Here is a 21,868-nt window from a genome sequence, read left to right as displayed (position 1 = left end):
AATATAATATTATGGGAAATAAAAGCATACAAAAGTTTTTTGCCGATCAAAATTCTGTAATTGATTTATCTTCTTTGGGTAATGCCAAAGGCGCAAAAGTTTCTCTTTCCGGGCCAGACATGAACATTACCACGCCGCGTGGTTCAGTGATCATTGTCAATGGCGCTCTTTATTCAAGTATCAAAGGCAATAACCTCGCTGTTAAATTTAAAGATAAGACTATTACCGGCGCTAAAATTCTGGGCAGCGTAGATTTAAAAGATATTCAACTGGAGAGAATTGACAGCTCATTGGTTGATTCTGCTCAGGTAGAAAAGAAAGGTAATGGCAAACGACGAAATAAGAAGGAAGAAGAGGAATTAAAAAAGCAGCTTGACGATGCTGAAAACGCAAAGAAAGAAGCTGATAAGGCGAAGGAAGAAGCAGAGAAAGCTAAGGAGGCTGCAGAAAAAGCGCTCAATGAAGCGTTTGAAGTACAGAACTCGTCAAAGCAAATTGAAGAAATGCTGCAGAACTTTTTGGCTGACAATGTAGCAAAAGACAATCTGGCTCAGCAAAGCGATGCTTCCCAGCAAAATACACAGGCTAAAGCAACGCAGGCTTCTAAACAGAACGATGCTGAAAAAGTTCTTCCTCAACCTATTAATAAAAATACCAGTACTGGCAAAAGTAATAGCAGTAAAAATGAGGAAAATAAGCTCGATGCCGAGTCTGTTAAAGAGCCGCTTAAAGTCACATTAGCGCTTGCGGCCGAGAGTAACAGCGGTAGCAAAGATGATAGTATAACTAATTTTACTAAACCTCAGTTTGTAGGTAGCACTGCTCCCAATGCCACGGTTATTATTAAAATTAATGGTATTGCTGTCGGTCAGGCTGTAGCGGATAGTTTGGGTAACTTCACCTTTACAGCGCCTGAAACATTGACTGATGGAACATATAATCTGGAGGCAGAGGCCAAGACTGCTGATGGGAGCGGTAGCGCCAAACTTGTCATTACTATCGATTCCGTTACCGATAAACCAACATTTGAGCTTTCGCCTGAAAGTAGTGTGTCCGGTCATAAGGGCTTAACGCCGACCTTGACGCCTTCAATTGTTGGTACGGCGGAAGAGAATGCTAAGGTTGACATTTATGTAGATAATAAACTGGTTGCCAGCGTTGATGTCGATAAAGATGGAAACTGGAGTTATGAATTTAAGGATAATGAATTATCTGAGGGCGAAAATAGTATAAAAGTCGTTGCTGTAGATAAAGCAGGTAATAAAAACGAAACGACGGATAGTATCATAACCGACACCATTCCTCCGGAAAAGCCGACGATTGAGCTGGATGATAGTAGTGATTCCGGCATTAAAAATGACAACATTACAAATAGCACCCTGCCAACATTTATTGGTGTGGCGGAACCCGGTTCTACAGTCTCTATTTATCTTGGACTTAAACATCTTGGTGAGGTCATTGTTGCTAAAGATGGGACATGGAGCTATACGCTTACTACGCCGCTCAAGGATGGCGAATACAATATAACAGCAACAGCTACTGATATTGCCGGGCATACATCAGCGACGGCAAATCTGCCTTTTACTATTGATACACGTATCAGCTATTTCAGCGCTGAGATTGAAACGACGAATGATAGCGGTATTGTCGGAGATAACGTTACTAACAATACTCGCCCAACCTTTACAGGTAAAACTGAGCCAAATGCTATTATCAGTGTCATAAATAGTGAGACTGGCGAAGAGGTTATTTTTAAAGCGAATGACAAGGGCGAATGGACGTTCAATTTCACTTCCGACTCAGTGGAAGGGATTAACAATCTTACGTTCACTGTTGAAGATGTCGCTGGCAACAAAAAGGATTTTTCCTTTAGTTACGTTATCGATACTATTGCCCCTGTACCTCCGACGGTTTCTTTGGAGGACTTTGTTGTTTTACCGAATGGTATAATTTTATCAGGGAATGATTTACCGGCTTTAGTCGGTACGGCAGAGCCAAAGTCTACCATCTTATTGATGCGAGATGGTAAATTATATGACAGCATTGAGGTTGACTCAAACGGGACCTGGAATTATCAGTTTAGTAATAAATTTCTTCAGGGCGCCTATGATATTGAAATCATTTCTCAGGATGCCGCCGGCAATAAATCCTCTACTGTTAAATATTCTTTTACTATTCAAACTGAAGTTGTACCTCCAAAAGCGGAACTCGATGCCAGCGATGATTCCGGTGCAAAAGGCGACTGGATTACCAATAAACATAATGCTCTGACATTACTGGGAACAGCGGATAGGTTTGCTACCGTAAATATCCTTATTGATGGTAAAACGATAGGCGTGACGACTGCGGATGCAGACGGTAACTGGAATTTTGATATTTCCCGAAATCTGTCTGACAATGTTTATAAGATTACGGTTGAATCCATCGATCCTTTAGGAAGAACGTCATCTGTAGATTATCAGCTTACCATTGATAGCTTTACGCCGATCCCTACTGTTATGTTGCATGATAGCGCTGATTCTGGCGTTAAAGGCGATATGATTACTAAAATTAATACGCCGTTGTTTACCGGGATGGCTGAAGCTAATGCTAAGGTTTCCATCTATGTTGACGGTGTGTTAAGTGGTGAGGCTATTGCTGGCGATGATGGTGTATGGAATTTTCAATTTACCACAGCGTTATCCGATGGCTCGCATGACGTAACGGTAAAAGTAGAAGATATTGCCGGTAATACTGCCTCCTCATCAGCGTATAATTTCCAAATCGTAACGCAAACGCAAAAACCAACAATAGAGTTGGTCAACGATACGGGGGTTGATAATACAGACCATATTATTAATGAAAAGAATCCTGCACTGACAGGAACCGCTGCACCCTATTCAACGGTTAAACTCTATATTGATGGCGCACTGATCGCTGAGGTCAGAACAAATAAAGATGGCAGATGGGAGTATACCCTGAAAGCCGATCAAGGTTTGGTTGATGGCGATCATAGAATAACCGCTTCAGTTGAAGATATCGCTGGCAACATTGCCCATTCGGATCCTTTCTTAATTAGCGTCGATACTGCTATTTCAATACCGATAGTTTCATTGAGCCCGGATTCAGATTCGGGAATTGCAGATGATAATTTAACGAATATCGTTAAACCTACCTTGCACCTAAAAGATATTGATCCGGACATTATCAGTGTTCAGGTATGGGATGCCATGTCTGATACGCAGATCGGTGTTGCCACGCAACAACCTGATGGTTCATGGGCCTATACCTTTACTTCAGATTTAACGGAAGGCTTGCATCAGGTTTATGTCAAGGTTGAGGACATTGCGGGTAATAAAGCGAACAGTGCGGTATTCGATTTTACTATCGATACCACAGTATCAACGCCGGTGATTTCCCTGCTTTCTAAGGATGATACGGGGGTTACAGGCGATAACCTGACCAATATCAATAAGCCAGGTTTTGCTATTTCCGGTGTTGATGCTGATGCGCATCGGGTCGTCGTACAGGTGATGCACAATGGCGTGAGCGAAGAGATCGAACTTTCCCACCTCAATGGTAGTTGGTTATTTATACCAGGGAATACGTGGGCGGATGGCAGCTACACGTTAACGGTGAAAGTAGAAGATAAGGCAGGAAATACCAACTACTCAGCGCCGCTGACGGTCGTTATCGATACCCAAATCGCCATTGATGGGGTGGAACTGGTCAACGATAGCGGCGTGAAAGGCGATAATATGACCAACGACGACCGTCCCCACTTTCGTGTGACGGTACCTACGGATGTCAATGAAGTCCGTCTGAGCATTGACGGTGGTAATTCGTGGGTTCAGGCAACTCCGGGCGTGGCAGGAAGCTGGGAGTATATCTGGCCGACAGACCTGGCAGATGGTCAATACACGCTAACGGTGGAAGCGACTGATAAAGCAGGCAATACAGTGACGAAGACCATCGATTTCGCGGTGGATACCACGCTGTCAGTGCCGGTCATCGTACTGGATAGCGCGGACGACACCGGCATCCAGGGCGATAACATGACGAATAGCACCCAGCCGACATTTGCCCTGCAGCATATTGATGATGATGCCGTTCGCGTTACGGTCAGCGTGGAGCATGGCGGCGTCACCACCACATTTGACGCCACGAAAGGCACAGGCGGATGGAGCTTTACGCCGACAGGGGCGTGGGCGGATGGTGATTATACCCTGAGTGTGTCAGTCGAAGATAAAGCGGGGAACACCAGCCATTCTGCATCGCTGACGGTGACGGTGGACACGCAAATCGCCATTAATAACATTGAACTGGTCAATGACAGCGGTATTCCCAACGATAATCTGACTAATAATGTGCGTCCGCACTTCCAGGTGACGGTACCGACGGATGTCAACGTGGTGCGCCTGAGCATTGACGGCGGCAAGACGTGGTTCAACGCTACCCAGAGCGCGACGACGGGCGTCTGGGATTATATCTGGCCGGATGATGTGGCCGACGGGGGCTATACCCTGACGGTAGAAGCGACCGATGAGGCGGGAAATAAGGCAACACAGACGCTCGATTTCACCATCGATACCACTCTGTCTGTGCCGACCCTCTCGCTGGACAGCGCAGATGACAGCGGCATCGCGGGCGATAATATCACCAGTGTTAAAACGCCGGGCTTTACCCTCAACAATATTGATACCGATGTCAGCCGGGTGATAGCGGAGGTAATGCACAATGGCATTAAACAGGAGGTACCACTGGTTCAGACCGGCGGACAGTGGCGCTTTGCGCCGACCAGCGACTGGGCGGACGGCGACTATATCCTGACGGTGAAGGTAGAAGATAGGGCCGGAAATGTGAAGCAGTCCGCGCCGTTGACGGTGACAGTGGACACGCACATCGCCATTGACCGTATTGAACTGGTTAACGACAGCGGTATCCCCGACGATAATCTGACCAATGAAGCGCGCCCGCACTTTCAGGTGACAGTACCGGCGGATGTTAACGGAGTAAGACTGAGCATTGATGGCGGCAAAACGTGGTTTGACGCCACGCAGAGCGCGACGTCGGGCGTCTGGGATTATACCTGGCTGACGAATGTGGCTAACGGCCCTCACACCCTGATGGTGGAAGCAACCGACAAGGCGGGAAACAAAACGACGCAGAAACTGGACTTCATCATCGATACCCTGCTGTCAGAACCGACTATTACCCTGGACAGTGCGGATGACAGCGCCGCTGGCGATAACATCACCAACGTTAAGATGCCAGGCTTTACCCTCGGTAATATCGACGCCGATGTGACCAAAGTGGTGGTGACGGTGGCGCATGATGGTAAGAACCAACAGATAGAGTTGATTAAGAACGGCGGTGTGTGGCGCTTTACGCCGGGCGCAGCCTGGACCGATGGCGACTATACGCTGACGGTAAAGGTAGAAGATAAGGCGGGTAATACAAATTATTCTGCGCCGCTGACGGTGACTATCGATACGCAAACGTCTATTGATCGCATTGAACTTCTTAATGACACGGGTATTGTCGGGGATAACCTGACCAATGAAGCACGTCCACAGTTTCATATTACGGTACCGACGGACGTGAACTCTGTGCAACTGAGTCTTGATGGCGGCATCAACTGGGTTAACGCAACGCTGACGTCTGACGGCGTTTGGGAGTATATATGGCCGACAGATCTGGTCGAAAATACGTATACCCTGACAGTGAAAGCAACCGATGTTGCAGGCAACACGGCGACGGAAACGCTCAATTTTATCATTGATACCACATTGTCGACACCGACCATCACGCTGGATAGCGCAGATGATAGCGGCACCGCCAACGATAATAAGACTAACGTTAAAACGCCGGGTTTTATTATCGGCGGTATTGATTCTGACGTGACTCAGGTCGTCGTGCAGGTGATGCGCGATGGTCACAGCGAGGAGGTGGAGCTGACGCAGACTAACGGGCAGTGGCGTTTTGTACCCGGCAGCGCGTGGACTGATGGCGACTATACGCTGACGGTAACGGTGAAAGATGAGGCGGGTAATATTCGCCACTCAGCGCTGTTGACGGTCACCATCGATACGCAAATCGCCATTGACCATATTGAACTGGTCAATGACAGCGGTATTCCCGACGATAATCTGACTAATAACGTGCGTCCGCACTTCCAGGTGACGGTACCGACTGATGTCAACGTGGTGCGCCTGAGCATTGACGGCGGTAAGACGTGGTTCAACGCTACCCAGAGCGCGACGCCGGGCGTCTGGGATTATACCTGGCTGGCTGATGTGGGAGAGGGTAAGCATACCCTGACAGTGGAGGCGACCGACAAGGCGGGAAACAAAACGACGCAGCAACTGGACTTCATCATCGATACCCTACTGTCAGAACCGACTATCGTGCTGGACAGCACGGACGACAGCGGAACAAAAGGCGATCACCTGACCAACGTAAATAAGCCGACGTTTTTACTGGGCAATATTGACGCAGACGCGCGGTATGTCACGGTTGAGGTACAGCATGGCGGCACGAAAGAGGTGCTGACGGCCACCAAAGACGCGACCGGCAACTGGAGCGTGACACCGACCGGCACATGGGCAGATGGCGACTATACGCTGACAGTGAGGGTGGAAGATGAGGCGGGGAACGAAAAACACTCAGCGTCGCTGACGGTCACTGTTGATACCCAAATCACCATTGATGTTATTGAACTGGTTAATGATAACGGTATTCCCGGCGACAATATGACTAACGACGCCCATCCGCAGTTCCGCGTGACGGTACCGGGGGACGTTAACGAAGTCAGTCTGAGCATTGACGGTGGCGTGACCTGGGTTAAGGCGACACAGAGCGCGACGCCGGGCGTCTGGAATTATACCTGGCCGGGCACCGTGCCGGATGGCGACTATACGCTGAATGTGAAAGCGACTGACAATGCGGGTAATACGGTGACGGAGACACTCCACTTCACTATTGATACCACGCTGTCGACGCCGGTCATCGTACTGGATAGCGCGGACGACACCGGCATCCAGGGCGATAACATGACCAATCGCACCCAGCCGACATTTAACCTGCAACATATTGATGATGATGCCGTTCGCGTTACGGTCAGCGTAGAGCATGGCGGCGTCACCACCACATTTGACGCCACGAAAGACGCAGGCGGATGGACCTTTACGCCGACAGGGGCGTGGGCGGATGGTGATTATACCCTGAGTGTGTCAGTCGAAGATAAAGCGGGGAACACCAGCCATTCTGCATCGCTGACGGTGACGGTGGACACGCAAATCGCCATTAATAACATTGAACTGGTCAATGACAGCGGTATTCCCGACGATAATCTGACTAATAATGTGCGTCCGCACTTCCAGGTGACGGTACCGACGGATGTCAACGTGGTGCGCCTGGGCATTGACGGCGGCAAGACGTGGTTCAACGCTACCCAGAGCGCGACGCCGGGCGTCTGGGATTATACCTGGCTGGCTGATGTAGGAGAGGGGAAGCATACCCTGACAGTGGAGGCGACCGACAAGGCGGGAAACCAGACGACGCAGCAACTGGACTTCATCATCGATACCATGCTGTCAGAACCGACTATCGTGCTGGACAACACGGACGACAGCGGAACAAAAGGCGATAACCTGACCAACGTAAATAAGCCGACGTTTTTACTGGGTAATATTGACGCAGACGCGCGGTATGTCACGGTTGAGGTGCAGCATGGCGGCACGAAAGAAGTGCTGACGGCCACCAAAGGCGCGACCGGCATCTGGAGCGTGACACCGACCGGCACATGGGCAGATGGCGACTATACGCTGACGGTGAGGGTGGAGGATGATGCGGGGAACGTAAAATACTCAGCGCCGCTGACGGTCACGGTTGATACCCAAATCACCATCGATGTTATTGAACTGGTTAATGATAACGGTATTCCCGGCGACAACCTGACCAATGACGTTCGTCCACACTTCCGTGTCACGGTGCCAGGGGATGTCAACGAGGTACGTCTGAGTATCGACGGCGGTAATACGTGGGTTCGTGCAACACAGGGCACGGCAGGGATCTGGGATTACACCTGGCCGAAAGATGTGACCGACGGGCTACATACCCTGACGGTAGAAGCGACCGATAAGGCGGGAAATAAGACGACGCAGACGCTCGATTTTACCATTGATACCCGGCTGTCAACGCCTACCATCGCTATGGATAGCAGGGACGATACAGGTGCCATTGGCGATCATATTACGAGCGTCAAAAGACCGGGCTTTACCATTGGCAATATTGACGCCGATGCGCACTCGGTCATTTTGCGGATCACACAGGGCGGCAATAGCCAGGAAGTGACACTAACCCAGGTTGGAGGACAGTGGCGCTTTACGCCAGATGCTGACTGGGCGGACGGTAGCTATACGCTAACGGTAGAAGTCCAGGATAACGCGGGGAATGTTCGCCAGTCCACACCGCTGGTGGTGACGGTGGACACGCAAACCAGCATTACTGATATTACATTGGTCAATGATCATGGCGTGCCTGATGACAATCTAACTAACAGCACCCGTCCGCAGTTTGAGATCACGGTGCCGGCGGATGTGAATTCTGTGCAACTGAGCATTGATGGGGGCGCAAACTGGGTGAGCGCGACGCAGGGTATCGAAGGCGTCTGGGGCTATACCTGGCCAACGGATATGGGCGATGGAAAACACACCCTAACTGTCATGGTCACCGACAGAGCGGGCAATACGGCGACGCAAACGCTTGAATTTTTCATCGACACCCGGTTGTCGACGCCGACCATTGAGCTGGATAGCACGGATGATACCGGTACGCCTGGCGATGATATGACCAATCGCACCCGGCCAACTTTTATTCTGCAGAATATCGATTCGGATGTTATCAACGTTACAGTCAGCGTCACGCATAATGGAACGACAACCTCGTTTACTGCGACACAGGGGGCTGGAGGATGGAGCTTTACACCGCCAGCGCCGTGGGGCGACGGTGATTATACGCTGACGGTGACAGTGGAGGATCGGGCGGGAAATACGCGTCCGTCTACGCCGCTGACGGTGACAGTGGATACGCAAATAGCCATTGATCGTATTGAATTAGTCAACGATAGCGGCGTCCCTGGCGATAATGTGACAAAACATGTGCGTCCGCAGTTCCAGATCTCGGTACCGGATGATGTGGAAAAGGTTCTTCTGAGTATTGACGGCGGCACGACCTAGGTTACTGCAATCAAGAGTTCGACGGCTGGCATTTGGGATTACACCTGGCCGACGGATATGCCAGAGGGACAGCATACCCTGACCGTGGAAGTGACTGACGGTGCGGGTAATAAGATGACGGAGACGCTCAATTTCACTATCGATATCACGTTGTTAACGCCAACCATTGAGCTAGCGCCCGATCAGGATACCGGACAGAATAAGAACGATAATCTGACCAGCGTCACTCAGCCGGTATTTGTGTTGGGGAGTATCGATAAAGATGTTCGACACGTGGAATTGAGTATTGAGCATAACGGCACGTTTAAAACGGTGGTACTCACCGAATCAGCCGACGGCTGGCGCTATCGACCGGATTCTGCTTTGGCGGACGGTAGCTACACATTCACCGTGACGGTAACGGATGTGGCAGGCAACCAGCAAACATCCGCGCCTTTAAAGGTGACGATAGACGGTACGTTGACTACGCCGGTGATTGAACTGGCAGCTGGCGAAGATAGCGGTACTGTTGGCGATCGCCTCACCAATCACGATCGGCCTGTGTTCGACATACATCAGGTTGATTCTGACGTTACGCGCGTGATGGTCAAAGTAACTTACAACGGTAAAACGCACGAGGAAGCGGCGGTATTCACCAATGGTCAATGGCGCTTTACGCCTTCTGCGAGCTGGGCTGATGGCTCATATCAGTTAGCCGTTGTGGTGGAAGATCTGGCGGGGAATGTAAAAGAGTCTGCGCCGTTTGAGGTGCGTATTGATACCACGACAACCATTAACAATATCGTATTGCTTAATGATACCGGCGTGCAGAATGATCAATTAACGAATGTTACCAAACCGTCATTCAGAATTGACGTTCCCGGTGATGTCGTCCAGGTACGCGTAACCCTGGATGGTGGCGCTAACTGGAATGTGATACGCAAAAATGCCGACGGACAGTGGATTTTTGACAGCCCGAATACTCTGGTTGACGGCACATATACCCTTCGCGTAGAGGCCACGGATGAGGCAGGTAATATTGCGAATAAAGATTTAGTATTTAATATCGATACTAATATACAGGTTCCTACTATTGCTTTAGACTCAGGACAAGATACCGGAGCGAATACCGCCGATAATATTACTAATATTTCACGACCCACCTTTACGATTGGTAATGTTGACCCCGATGTTATCAAAGTCGTGGTGACGATTGATGGTCATGATTATAACGCGACTAAGGTTGGGGCTGGTTGGCAATTTACACCAGGCAATGCCATTCCGGATGGTTCTTATAATATTACCGTTACGGTTGAAGATAAGGCCGGAAATACCGCGACATCGAAACCATTACCTGTTGTGATAGATACGACGGCTGAAATTGAAAGCGTCACGTTGGTTACAGATAGCGGTGATAGCGATGTAGATAACATTACCAAAGTCGACAAGCCGCAGTTTAGTATTGTTACCGCTGATGATATTACCCATGTGCGCGTTAAAATCGATAACGCCGCTAATTGGATTGAACTCACAAAAGGAGGGGATGGCCGCTGGATATTTAATGTCGGTTCGGCATTACCTGATGGGCAACACACTCTCTTGGTTGATGTGACTGATATCGCCGGCAACGTTGCGCAAGAAACGCTGCAGTTTACGATTGATACGACTCTGCGAGAGCCGACAATTGTACTCGATCCCACCCATGATACTGGTGATGATACTAATGATAATCTTACCAGGATTAACAAACCGGTGTTTATTATCGGTAATGTCGATAATGATGTATCACACATTGTGGTTCATATTGATGGTCGGGATTACACCATTGAAAACACAGGGGGGAATTTAACCTTTACGCCGGATCAACCGCTGTCTGACGGTCAGCATACGATCTCTGTTACCGTAACGGATATTGCTGGTAATACCAAAACATCGGCCGAACTGCGGATTGAAATCGACACGCAGGTTCAGATTGACAGTGTTACGTTAACAACAGATAGCGGCGTCAACGATCACGATAATGTCACCAATGCTACCCGTCCCTCTTTTGAAATTGCAACGCCTGATGATGTGACATCGGTGCTGGTTTCTTTCGATGGCGTAAACTGGACGCCCATCAGTAAAAATGCGGCCGGGCAGTGGGAATTTACTGCAGGTAGCGCATTGCCTGATGGTCATTATACTCTCCATGTCCAGGCGACGGATCGGGCAGGGAATACGGCAAATTCCACGCTGGGCTTCACCGTGGATACGCAGATTGACGGCCTGAGCGTCGTGATGCTGGACGACGCCGGAAAGGATTCTACGGATGGTATTACGAATATTACCTCTCCACGTTTTGAAATTTCAGCCAGAGAACCGCTGCAGAGCGTGACGGTAATTTTAAACGGGAAATCCAGCACACTGACTCAGGGGGCAGGTAATAAATGGCTGTTTACCCCTGATACACCGTTAGTGGATGGAACTTACAAAATAGAAATAGTGGCTGAAGATATCGCAGGTAATAAAATTAGCAAAGAGGTATCATTCACAATAGACACTATTGTTTCTGATCCCAGTATTGATTTGCTGGATGCGGATGATACTGGCGAAAGCGCTGTTGATAATATTACGAGTGTCACTACACCACGTTTCGTTATTGGCAATGTACCCGCCGATATTGATACTGTTGTAATCAGAATTAACGGCGTTTCTTATCCGGTTACGGCAAATGGCAATAACCTCTGGGAATTTCAGGTTCCCGTTGCGTTAAACGATGGCGTATATGAAGCCGTTGTTGTCTTCAGAGATATTGCTGGAAATACTTCTGAAACTAAGCTGCCCTTTACCATTGATACCACGACAAGCGTCAGTGTCAGAATGGAGCCAGCGTCTGATACCGGAAATTCCAATAGCGATAACCTTACGAATAAGCAAAATCCCAAATTCGAAGGTACTGCAGAGCCCAATGCGAAACTGGTGATTACCATTGTTGACGATAAGTCAGGTCGGGAGGTTTTAAAACAAACGATTACGGTTGGCGCTGATGGCAACTGGAGTGTGACGCCGAATATACTGCCGGATGGCATGTATACCATCAACGTCGTCGCAACAGATGTCGCGGGAAATACTGCGCAAACGCAGGAAAGATTCACTATCGATACGGTTACGATCGATCCCACCATTCGCCTTTCGGATCCATCTATTGATGATCAGCATGAAGCAACCAGCCTGCGTCCTGAGTTCAAAGGGTTTGCCGAAGCGTTCTCGACGATTATGATTCAGTGGGATGGGAAAGTGGTCGGCTCGGCAAACGCCAATGCGAATGGCGAATGGAGTTGGACGCCGCCATCAGTATTAGCGCCAGGCTCCTATGTTGTGAGCATTGTTGCCAAAGATAAAGCGGGTAATGAATCGTCGCAGGTCGACTTTCCTGTCGTAATACCTGTTATTGATGTCACGCCTCCAACCATAAAGCTTAGCGAGGAGAGCGATAGTGGTGCCTTAGGAGACTTTACGACGAATAATAAAACGCCGACCCTGATTGGGAGCACGTTACCTAATACGATTGTGAGTATTTATGTGGATGGCGTGAAGGTCGGCGAGGCGACAGCGGATACAGCGGGTCGATATACTTTCCAGTTATCGGAAATGAAAGATGGCCATTATGTCGTCCAGGTGGGTATCGTCAACCCTCGCGATAATAGCGAACTGCGTTCTACCGCCGTTGATGTCACTATCGATACCGAGGTTGCTGAACTGGTATGGAATATATCTGGAATGCATGAGGGCGGATATATCAATACGGTGACGCCGGAGATTGGCGGCACCAGTGAGCCAAACAGCAAAATCACTATCTTTGTGAATGGCGTTGAAAAAGCGATTGCTTATACGACAGGCGCAGGACACTGGGGCGTAGTATTACCCGCTTTGGGTAATGACGGTAATTATGAATTAACGTTTAAAGTTGAAGACGTTGCCGGCAATATCAGAGAGTTTGGTCCGCAGAATGTAATACTGGATACAGTAATTTCGCCGTTAACCGTGGTATTACGCGAAGCTGATGACAGTGGCAAAGTTGGCGACTGGATCACCAATAAATCTCATGTCACCATCGATGGTACTGCCGAAGCCGGAAGTACTTTAACCATCAGGAATCCGCAGGGGGTGGTTATTGCTACCCTGGTGGTAGGCAATGATGGTCGATGGAGCGCAGAATTAGATCTGCGTGAAGGTAGTAATGCCTTTGTCGTGGTATCGGAAGATAAAGCGGGCAACAGCCAACAAAAAGAGATTCTGATAGAACATGATACGCAGATTGAAATCAGCGATATTTCATTAAGTCGGGATACTAATAGCGGTGATAAATATGATCTGATTACCAATAATAAGTCTCCGGTACTGGTTGCCATGACCGATCCCGGCGCGACGGTACAGGTTTATATTAATGGTGTGTTACAAGGCACAGTAGAGGCGAGTTCGTCAGGTAATATTAGCTATACCATGCCGGCAAATAGCGCCGACGGCGAGTATCAGGTGCAATTTGTTGCTACGGATACTGCTGGTAACCGGGTTGAGTCTGCGATTACAACCGTGACAATCGATTCTCAAATTGCTGTCTTTGATATTGATGAAGATTCATTACCGGCCCTCTCTAATAACCGAGCGTTGTCAGTCTCAGGTGTCGGGGAGGCTGGTTCTCAGGTCAGCATCTTTGTCGATGGTAAATTAGTCAACGTTGTTATGGTTGAGGCTGATGGCACATGGCGCGCGCCGATACTGCTGCAAGATGATGGTACGTTTAATATTCATTTCAGCATTACTGACGTTGCTGGCAACACTGAAGTGAGCAAGGATTATAGCGTGGATGTCGATTCATCAACCGACTTCCCAACGCTCAACCTTGAAGATGCAAGCAACTCTGGTTCACTTGACGATCTGATTACTAATCACAACAAGCCTGTATTAGTTGGCACCGCAGAAGCGGGAGCCACAATCCATATTTATGTGGATGAAAAGATCGTGGCAAATGTGCTTGTGCTTGAAGATGGAACCTGGTCCTATCAGTTTGATAATGCGTTAAAAGATGGTGAATATTCTATCCGTGTGGTTGCCGAAGACCCGGCAGGTAATACGGCAGAATCGCCTCGCTTACTCGTCACGATAGATACCAGTACGTTTATCGATAATCCTGCTATGGTGGCAGGTTCTGATAATGGTATTTTCAGTAATGATAGTATAACGAGTCAGACCCGGCCTACGTTTAGTATTTTTGGAGAAATGAACCAGAGTGTTCAGATTTTCATTGATGGAGTGCTAGTCGATACGATCACGGTGACCGACAGAAATCAAGTTTATCGACCTGAGTCACCGTTGGGCGATGGTTCCCATAGCATTTATTATGTTATCACCGATAAAGCAGGCAACACGGCTACCTCGAAAACGCTAAACTTTACTATCGATACCTTTAATACGACGCCTGTCGCCATTGATTCTATCGGTGGACAAACGTTAGCAGAGATGACCGGTAGTGATGGCAAAATATATATAACGGACACGACACGTAACTTATTGTTTAGTGGCAGTGCCGAGCCCAATAGCAAAATAGAAATCATTATTAATGGCTTAAATGTGGGGGAAGTTTGGGTTAATGACAAAGGCCACTGGCAGATGCCGGTGAACCCGCTTTATTTCACAGAAGGCCAGCTGGATATCACTGTTAAATCTACGGACCGTGCTGGTAACGTAAATCAGGAAAAGTATTCCATTTGGGTCGATACGCATATCCAGGTATTTACCAGCGAGCTTGATGACAATAAATCATCATCGAAAACGGACTGGTGGAGTAATAGCTCCACTATTACCATGAGAGGTATGGGGGAAATTGGCGCTACGGTATCATTAATCGTGGCGGGGGTCACGCTGGCAACCGCTGTCGTTGCGGCTAATGGGCAGTGGGAGTTATCGACCGATCAGCTTCCGGAAGGGAAATACGATATCACTTTGAGTATTGAGGATAACGCAGGCAACCGTAAGGAAGAGGTACATGAAATATTTATTGATCGAACGCCGCCAAACGCTCCGGTCGTAACTTATTCAGATATTGTCAACGATCTAATTATTATGCAGGGGACGGCGGAAGCCAAATCTCAGCTAATAATAACCGATAGTAATGGGAATACTTATACGTTAACCGTTCCTGATAATGGTAAATGGAGTATGGCGATCCCGTATCCATCGGAAGGGAAGTTTACCATTACGAGTGTGGATGCGATTGGTAACCGGAGTGATGATGTCCCTCTCGATATCATGAAAGAGGTTCCCGTTATTTCATTATCTCCAGACTCAGACAGTGGTACGGTGGGCGATAATATTACGCGAGATAAGCAACCTACCTTTATTATCGGGAATCTGGAAAGCGATGTTGTGGTCGTTCAGGTCGATATCAATGGGACCGTATATAATGCTGAAAAAAATGCCGATGGCGTTTGGTTCTTTACGCCAGGTACACCGTTAGCTGATGGTTCCTATACGATATCGGTAATCGCAAGCGATGCCGCGGGTAATCAGAAAAACTCGTTACCCATTACCGTTACGATCGACAGTACGCTGACCGTGCCGGAGATTGCGCTGGCAGCAGGTGAAGACAATGGCGCTTCAGACAGCGATAACGTGACGAATCACACCCAGCCTAAGTTCACGCTGCAGCATATTGATGCTGATGTGACCGGGGTGACCGTAAACGTGACGCATAATGGCGTGACAGACATCTATCAGGCGACGCAAGGCGCGGATGGCTGGACCTTCACGCCGCCAGCCGCCTGGAATGACGGTACCTACACGCTGAGCGTGACGGTGGTGGATCGCGCGGGGAACTCACAGCAATCTGCTTCGCTAGCGGTGACGGTTGACTCAACGGTGACGGTAACAGCGGATAGCCAGCATAACGATGCGAGCGATGACGCCACGGCAACAGCGGTTACTCCACCGGAGTCTGAAACAGTGAATGCCGAAAGCGCTACGCATCTTCGTACAGTGCCGTCTGTGGCGGAAGAAAGCGTGGTGAAGGAGACAGCCTATAGTATTACATTGTTAAACGCTGACTCTGGGGATGAAATAGATCGTTCAATTAGTCAGACACCTTCTTTTGAAATATCAGTACCTGAGAATATTGTTAATGTCAGTGTTATGTTTGAAGGAGAAGAGTTTACTCTGCCGATAACTAACCAGAAAGCAATATTCGAAGTTCCGCTATCTTTGGAAGATGGTGAATATACTATGGACGTGAAATTCATTGATAAGGACGATGATTTCCTGATTAAGGAGAAAACATTCTCAGTCGATCACTCCTCGGCGGATATTGTGAACGCAATGAATGCAAGAGGAAAGACCGAGGATGATATTAATGATTCCCCTTCAACGAGTTCTGTAGGGCACAACAATAACGGCGCTATTGATGTTTTCGCCGTTAATGAAGTTACGTTACCTGTAGATAATCAAGAAGAACACGCATAATAACGGAGGCCCCTCACCTTTGGGTGAGGGGGTTTACTTATGGATAAAAAACTAGAACCTTATTATTTAAGTGCGGAAACGGCATTATCTATAGTGTCTAAAAAATTCAACATAAAAATTGACATCAAAGAGGATGATATAAATTTAAGATTTAAAAAGTACGACAGAAATAACACTGACGACTCTATACAAATGAAGAATTTCTTTTTGTCGTTAGGGCTTTCTCTACAGGATATATTATTTAATAATGGTGAGGATTTACTAAATGAGCCTATGCCGATTTTACTATTAACGCCAGAAATGAAGTGGATGGTGTGTGTGAGCGGCGGGCAAAAAATAAAGTTGGTAAACGCGCGCGGTGAACTCTGTTATGTTGAAATTGAAGATGAATATTTAAAAGAGTTATCTGCATTTAGTATACTACCTTTAAATAAAGTTGTTGATAGTATAAGAGTAAAAAATATCATAAAAAACTCTTTATCGATGAACAAGATTTTTTATACTAAATACTTCTTTTCATCTCTTTTTATGGCAATTTTTGCGTTAACTATCCCAGTATTTAGTAATCTATTCTATGATAAGCTTGTTCCAAGTGCTTCGGTTTCATCTTTATTTGGCGTGGCTATAATTGTTGCTGTATTTATTGTTTTTGAGTTTATCCTTCGTACTTCGAAAGATATTTATCAGTCTATCACAGCAAGGCAGGATGACGTCGATATTGATATCGCATTTCTTGAAGCGGTCCTGTATAGTAAAAAGAAAAATGGCAGATCCATGTCATCAGCATTTGTGCTATGGAATGAGTTTCAGAAAATTAAACCCGTTTTATTAAACTCGATCTTTCAACGTATAGCCGATATTCCAATATTTATTATATTTCTCATTGTTATATATGTAAATTTAGGTCTGGTCGTTATTGTACCTGTTACCATGTTTATCGTCTCTATTATTATTTCCCTCGTTAACCACCATTATACTAATGAGTTAATGAACAAACAAAAAGAAGGACAGAAGAACAGGAATATTTTCATCTCAGAAGTTTTCTTATCTATTAAAATGATCCATACCTTAAATAATCAAGGTTTACTTTTTGATTGGGTCAACACATCAAATGAACAGTCGTATCTTAACCTGAAGATAAGGAAATTAAATCTTATCTATCAATCTATATTGGGGAGTATGTCATCTATTACCCAAATAACTATTATGGTAATAGCCTTTTTTATGGTAATTAAGGGTGATGTTACCACTGGCGCAATTGTTTCATCTGTCATTGTCTCTGGTCGTATCTCCGGGATCATTTCGAATTTTTCTTCTACATTAATCTCTATTTTATCAGCAGAAAAAACCGGTAAGGATCTGCTTTCTTTTTTTGATGAAGATCAGGCAGAAAAAACACCGGCATTACAGTCCATATCAAAGTGCAATGGCGATATCTCTATCCGGGGCGTGAGTTATCAGTATGATGCTCAATCTCCGATGATTATTAATCGACTGTCTATAGACATACCTGCGGGGCAGCGTGTCGCAGTGATAGGCGAATGCGGAGCAGGAAAAAGCTCATTACTGGGAATGCTATCTGGCTACCTTTCGCCAACAGACGGCGCCATCTTATATGATGGATATAACTTAGGACATTTATCGCAGAACTTTTTTTCTCAGCATTTAAGCGTGGTGACGACACATGATGTTTTATTCACCGGAACCATTGAAAGTAATTTCGCGTTAAAACCGCAAAACGACAGGGGCCGGGTACTCAAGGCGCTTCAGCTGGCGAACTGTGGTTTTATCTTGCAACATCCTATGGGGCTGAAGTTTCCGGTGAATTTTATGGCTAAAAACCTGTCATCCGGACAGCAGCAGCAGTTATTATTAGCACGTAGTCTGAGCAGTAACGCCAGCGTCTTTTTATGGGATGAACCAACATCAAATCTGGATGAGAATACCGAGAAGCAAATTTTTGATAACTTAGATGAGTTTATTCATGGGAAAACGTTGATCATGGTGACGCATCGTCGATATCTGATAAAGTATTTTGACCGGGTTCTGGTAATGAAAGGTGGAAAAATAATCCGTGATTGTTCTCCGGATAAATTATTAATGTAAAATAAGCAGCGCTTGTCGCTGTTATCAGGTGGTACTGCTTAATAAAAAAGACCCGTTGCACAAACGGGGCTTTTTTGTCATTTAACGAGTCGGCAACGTCTTCAATAAGTTTAGCTCGATTCTGTTAGGGCTATTCCACTTGCCATTTTTGGATAACCACACCTGGCGGCCCTCATCAACGGCAATGCGAGGGACGTGATGGTTCGCAAGGCTACCCCTGGCGCGCGATTCCGCGTTGAGATAACCGGTGGGCGACTTCAGCGGCAGCGATAGCGTATCAGGTCAGCACCATCGGCCATTCTGGTGGGGTCTGGCTCATCGTTTCGACCATTACGGCTTCAATGTTATGCCAGATCGCAGCGAGATCCATCATAGTAATACCGAGTAAACCGGTGGCAAACCAGCAGGCGGATACCACGCCCAGACCGCTACTGATCACCGCCAGACCAATATAATCTGATTTACGGAAACGGATATTGAGCGTGCTGGCTAAAAACATGAGCACGGCGCTCAGCAGTTGCCAACGGAGAAGAACGACACCAGTGGTTATGGCAGCCATGAAACATTTCCTCTGAATAGGCCTTTGTCCAGGACAGCACGGCATTGTTCCCGGGAAACGTGGGACATTCTGGCTATCAACGGACATCACATCAACATCGAATGAAACATTGTTTCTGTTTCATTGCTTTTGTGAACTATATCACAAAAACAGGCTTATTCGCCAGATCGGCAATGTATTTTTTGTGCGTTTTATAACCTTATTTTTTGTGTTACTTCTGTGCGTCCGTAGAGAAACTGCCGGAAAGCAAAGATGTATTATTACTACTCTTTTATTTTTTTTCGTGAAATTCAGACCTGATAAAAATATCAAGTTATTTATCAAAAGAAAGGAGTAAAGATGTATACCCCATCGTTTACTTGAGTATAAATCTGATATTATCAAAAATATTTAGCGTCCTGCCTGGTATGCGAGAGAGATTGCGCGTAGTTATTAATGGTAAATGTTGATCGGTAAAAGTCTGTTGCTAATATTGATAAATTCATGCACCGTAAACCTCCGTTTGGTTCACGTCTTATTTTGCCAACAATAGTCACAAATAATGCAGGGAAATAGGCTGAAAATGAGTCAAAGCACACGACGCAAGGTGTTGAGATTTCTCGGAACGATCATTGTGGTGTTACTTCCTGTATTGCTGGCGATCTGGTTTGCTCATATCCGGGCAGTCTCTGAAACCAGAAATCAGTTACATTCATTTGCGCAGTTGGTATTAGATAAAACGGAGCGGGTTATCCTGCAAGCGGATTTAGCCCGCGATGCCGCTGAACAATATCAGGGGCAAGCCTGTACGCCAGCCCATCAACAGCGAATGCTGAATATTATCCGCGGTCGTTTGTACATTAATGAGTTGATTTATGCTAAGGGCCAGCGTTTTCTATGCTCTACGGTTATGACGCCAACAAGTCCTTATTTTATTCCCCGCGCTGACTATAAACGAAAGCCTGACATCGCTATTTATTACTATCGTGATACGCCTTTTTTCAACGGTTATAAAATGACATATATGCAGCAGGGAAACTATGTCGCGGTTATCAATCCCTTATCTTATAGCGAGGTGATGTCAGACGATCCGGCGTTGGCCTGGGGAATGTATGATACGGTGACCAACACCTTTTTCTCCCTGAGTGAACAGGCGCAGGCTGATCAGCTATTACCTTTGGTACGACGGAGTGAACCTGTGTTCCAACAAGGTGAGCGTTTTTATACTCTGGTTAAATCAGCAAAACGACCGGTTGCCGCGATTGTTTCAACCTCAAAGCAACGCTTTTACCAGAACCTCTTTCATCAGCTTACGTTAACGCTACCGTTAGGGATCATCTGTAGCATTATCATCTTATTTATGTGGTCACGATCCCGGCAGGCATATTACTCACCGCGTCGATTGCTGCAACGGGCCATTACCAGGCACCAGCTTTGCCTTCATTATCAGCCGATCATTGATATCCGAAACGGGACATGTGTAGGTGCCGAAGCGCTATTGCGTTGGCCGGGCTATCACGGTCCGGTGATGAGCCCGTGCGAATTTATTCCGCTGGCGGAAAAAGAGGGGATGATTGAGCAGATCACCGATTATGTCGTCGAAGAGGTATTTAATGATTTAGGTGGTTTTCTGGCCGCGCACCCGCATCTTTATGTCTCTATCAATCTCTCTGCCGCCGATTTTCTCTCTTCCCGGCTAATTGTGATGATTCATGAAAAAACGCGTCAGCATTCAGTGCTTGCGCAACAGATAAAAGTTGAAGTGACCGAGCGCGGATTTATTGATGTGCCTAAAATGACGCCGATTATTCAGGCGTTTCGCCAGGCGGGATACGAGGTGGCAATTGATGACTTTGGTACCGGCTATTCGAACTTGCATAACCTGTACTCATTAAATGTCGACCTTTTAAAAATTGATAAATCTTTTGTCGACACGCTAACCACTAATAGCGCCAGCCATTTGATTGTGGAACATATTATTGAAATGGCGCAAAGTTTGCGGCTAAAAATCATTGCTGAGGGGGTTGAAACGGCTGAACAGGTTAGCTGGTTGCTAAAACGCGGCGTTCAGTATTGTCAGGGATGGCACTTTGCGAAGGCGTTACCACCGCAGGAATTCATCGCCTGGCTACAACAAACGCCCGCGCCTCTGACGATACGCGGGCAGACGCCCTACAGGCGGTGACGGTAATCGCTGGGAGTGCGATCGAACTCGCGGCGGAATACACGCGAGAAGGTTTGCTGCGATACATAGCCCAGGTCCATCGCGATATCAAAAATCGGGCGCTCGGTCGTTCGTAGCTCAACGGCCGCCAACAGGAGACGGCGCTGGCGAATATACTCGCCTAATATTTGATGCGTTACCGTACGAAACATCCGCTGCAAATACCACTTGGAGTAGCCCGATTTTTTTGCCACCACATCAATGTTTAGCGGTTGGTCGATATGTTCATCAATCCATTCGATAAGGGTCTGAATTATCTGCTGATGCGACATATTGTTGCCTCTTAAACAGTATTCGATTCGTCGTTTT

At 47.0% G+C, this 21,868-nt stretch carries 4 protein-coding genes and 1 pseudogene; 3 read left to right on the top strand and 2 right to left on the bottom strand.

Features of this window, described 5'->3' with window-relative positions:
• The first annotated feature begins 11 nt into the window (after window positions 1-11).
• Together siiE and siiF are read left to right on the top strand one after the other, a co-directional pair.
• Window positions 12-16,691: pseudogene (siiE, locus tag ACLJRU_RS12355) on the top strand (non-fimbrial adhesin SiiE).
• A gap of 39 nt (window positions 16,692-16,730) precedes the next feature.
• On the top strand, window positions 16,731-18,797 hold the full coding sequence (gene siiF, locus ACLJRU_RS12350; RefSeq protein ID WP_000358576.1) for an SPI-4 type I secretion system protein SiiF: 2,067 nt from the start codon (window positions 16,731-16,733) through the stop codon (window positions 18,795-18,797).
• 277 nt (window positions 18,798-19,074) lie between these two features.
• On the opposite strand, the gene ACLJRU_RS12345 is transcribed toward siiF, so the two are convergent.
• Window positions 19,075-19,356: a YjcB family protein gene (locus ACLJRU_RS12345; RefSeq protein WP_000719058.1), complete on the bottom strand. Its 282-nt coding sequence runs from the start codon at window positions 19,354-19,356 to the stop codon at window positions 19,075-19,077.
• A 562-nt stretch (window positions 19,357-19,918) separates the two neighbouring features.
• Here ACLJRU_RS12345 and ACLJRU_RS12340 point away from each other — a divergent pair.
• Window positions 19,919-21,520: an EAL domain-containing protein gene (locus ACLJRU_RS12340; RefSeq protein ID WP_000083645.1), complete on the top strand. Its 1,602-nt coding sequence runs from the start codon at window positions 19,919-19,921 to the stop codon at window positions 21,518-21,520.
• Here ACLJRU_RS12340 and soxS read toward each other — a convergent pair.
• Window positions 21,508-21,831, bottom strand: a complete 324-nt coding sequence (gene soxS, locus ACLJRU_RS12335) for a superoxide response transcriptional regulator SoxS (protein WP_023235464.1) — start codon at window positions 21,829-21,831, stop codon at window positions 21,508-21,510. The genes ACLJRU_RS12340 and soxS overlap by 13 nt on opposite strands.
• Between the last annotated feature and the right edge of the window lie 37 nt (window positions 21,832-21,868).

Origin of the sequence: Salmonella sp. SAL00653 (genome assembly GCF_046552515.1) — a bacterium.
Lineage (GTDB): Bacteria > Pseudomonadota > Gammaproteobacteria > Enterobacterales > Enterobacteriaceae > Salmonella > Salmonella enterica.
This window is presented reverse-complemented; position numbering and strand designations above follow the sequence as displayed.

What these genes read in the sequence shown, in the direction of transcription:
- soxS (WP_023235464.1), bottom strand. Translation starts at nt 21,831, where the DNA reads ATGTCGCATCAGCAGATAATTCAGACCCTTATCGAATGGATTGATGAA.
- ACLJRU_RS12345 (WP_000719058.1), bottom strand. Translation starts at nt 19,356, where the DNA reads ATGGCTGCCATAACCACTGGTGTCGTTCTTCTCCGTTGGCAACTGCTG.
- ACLJRU_RS12340 (WP_000083645.1), top strand. Translation starts at nt 19,919, where the DNA reads ATGAGTCAAAGCACACGACGCAAGGTGTTGAGATTTCTCGGAACGATC.
- siiF (WP_000358576.1), top strand. Translation starts at nt 16,731, where the DNA reads ATGGATAAAAAACTAGAACCTTATTATTTAAGTGCGGAAACGGCATTA.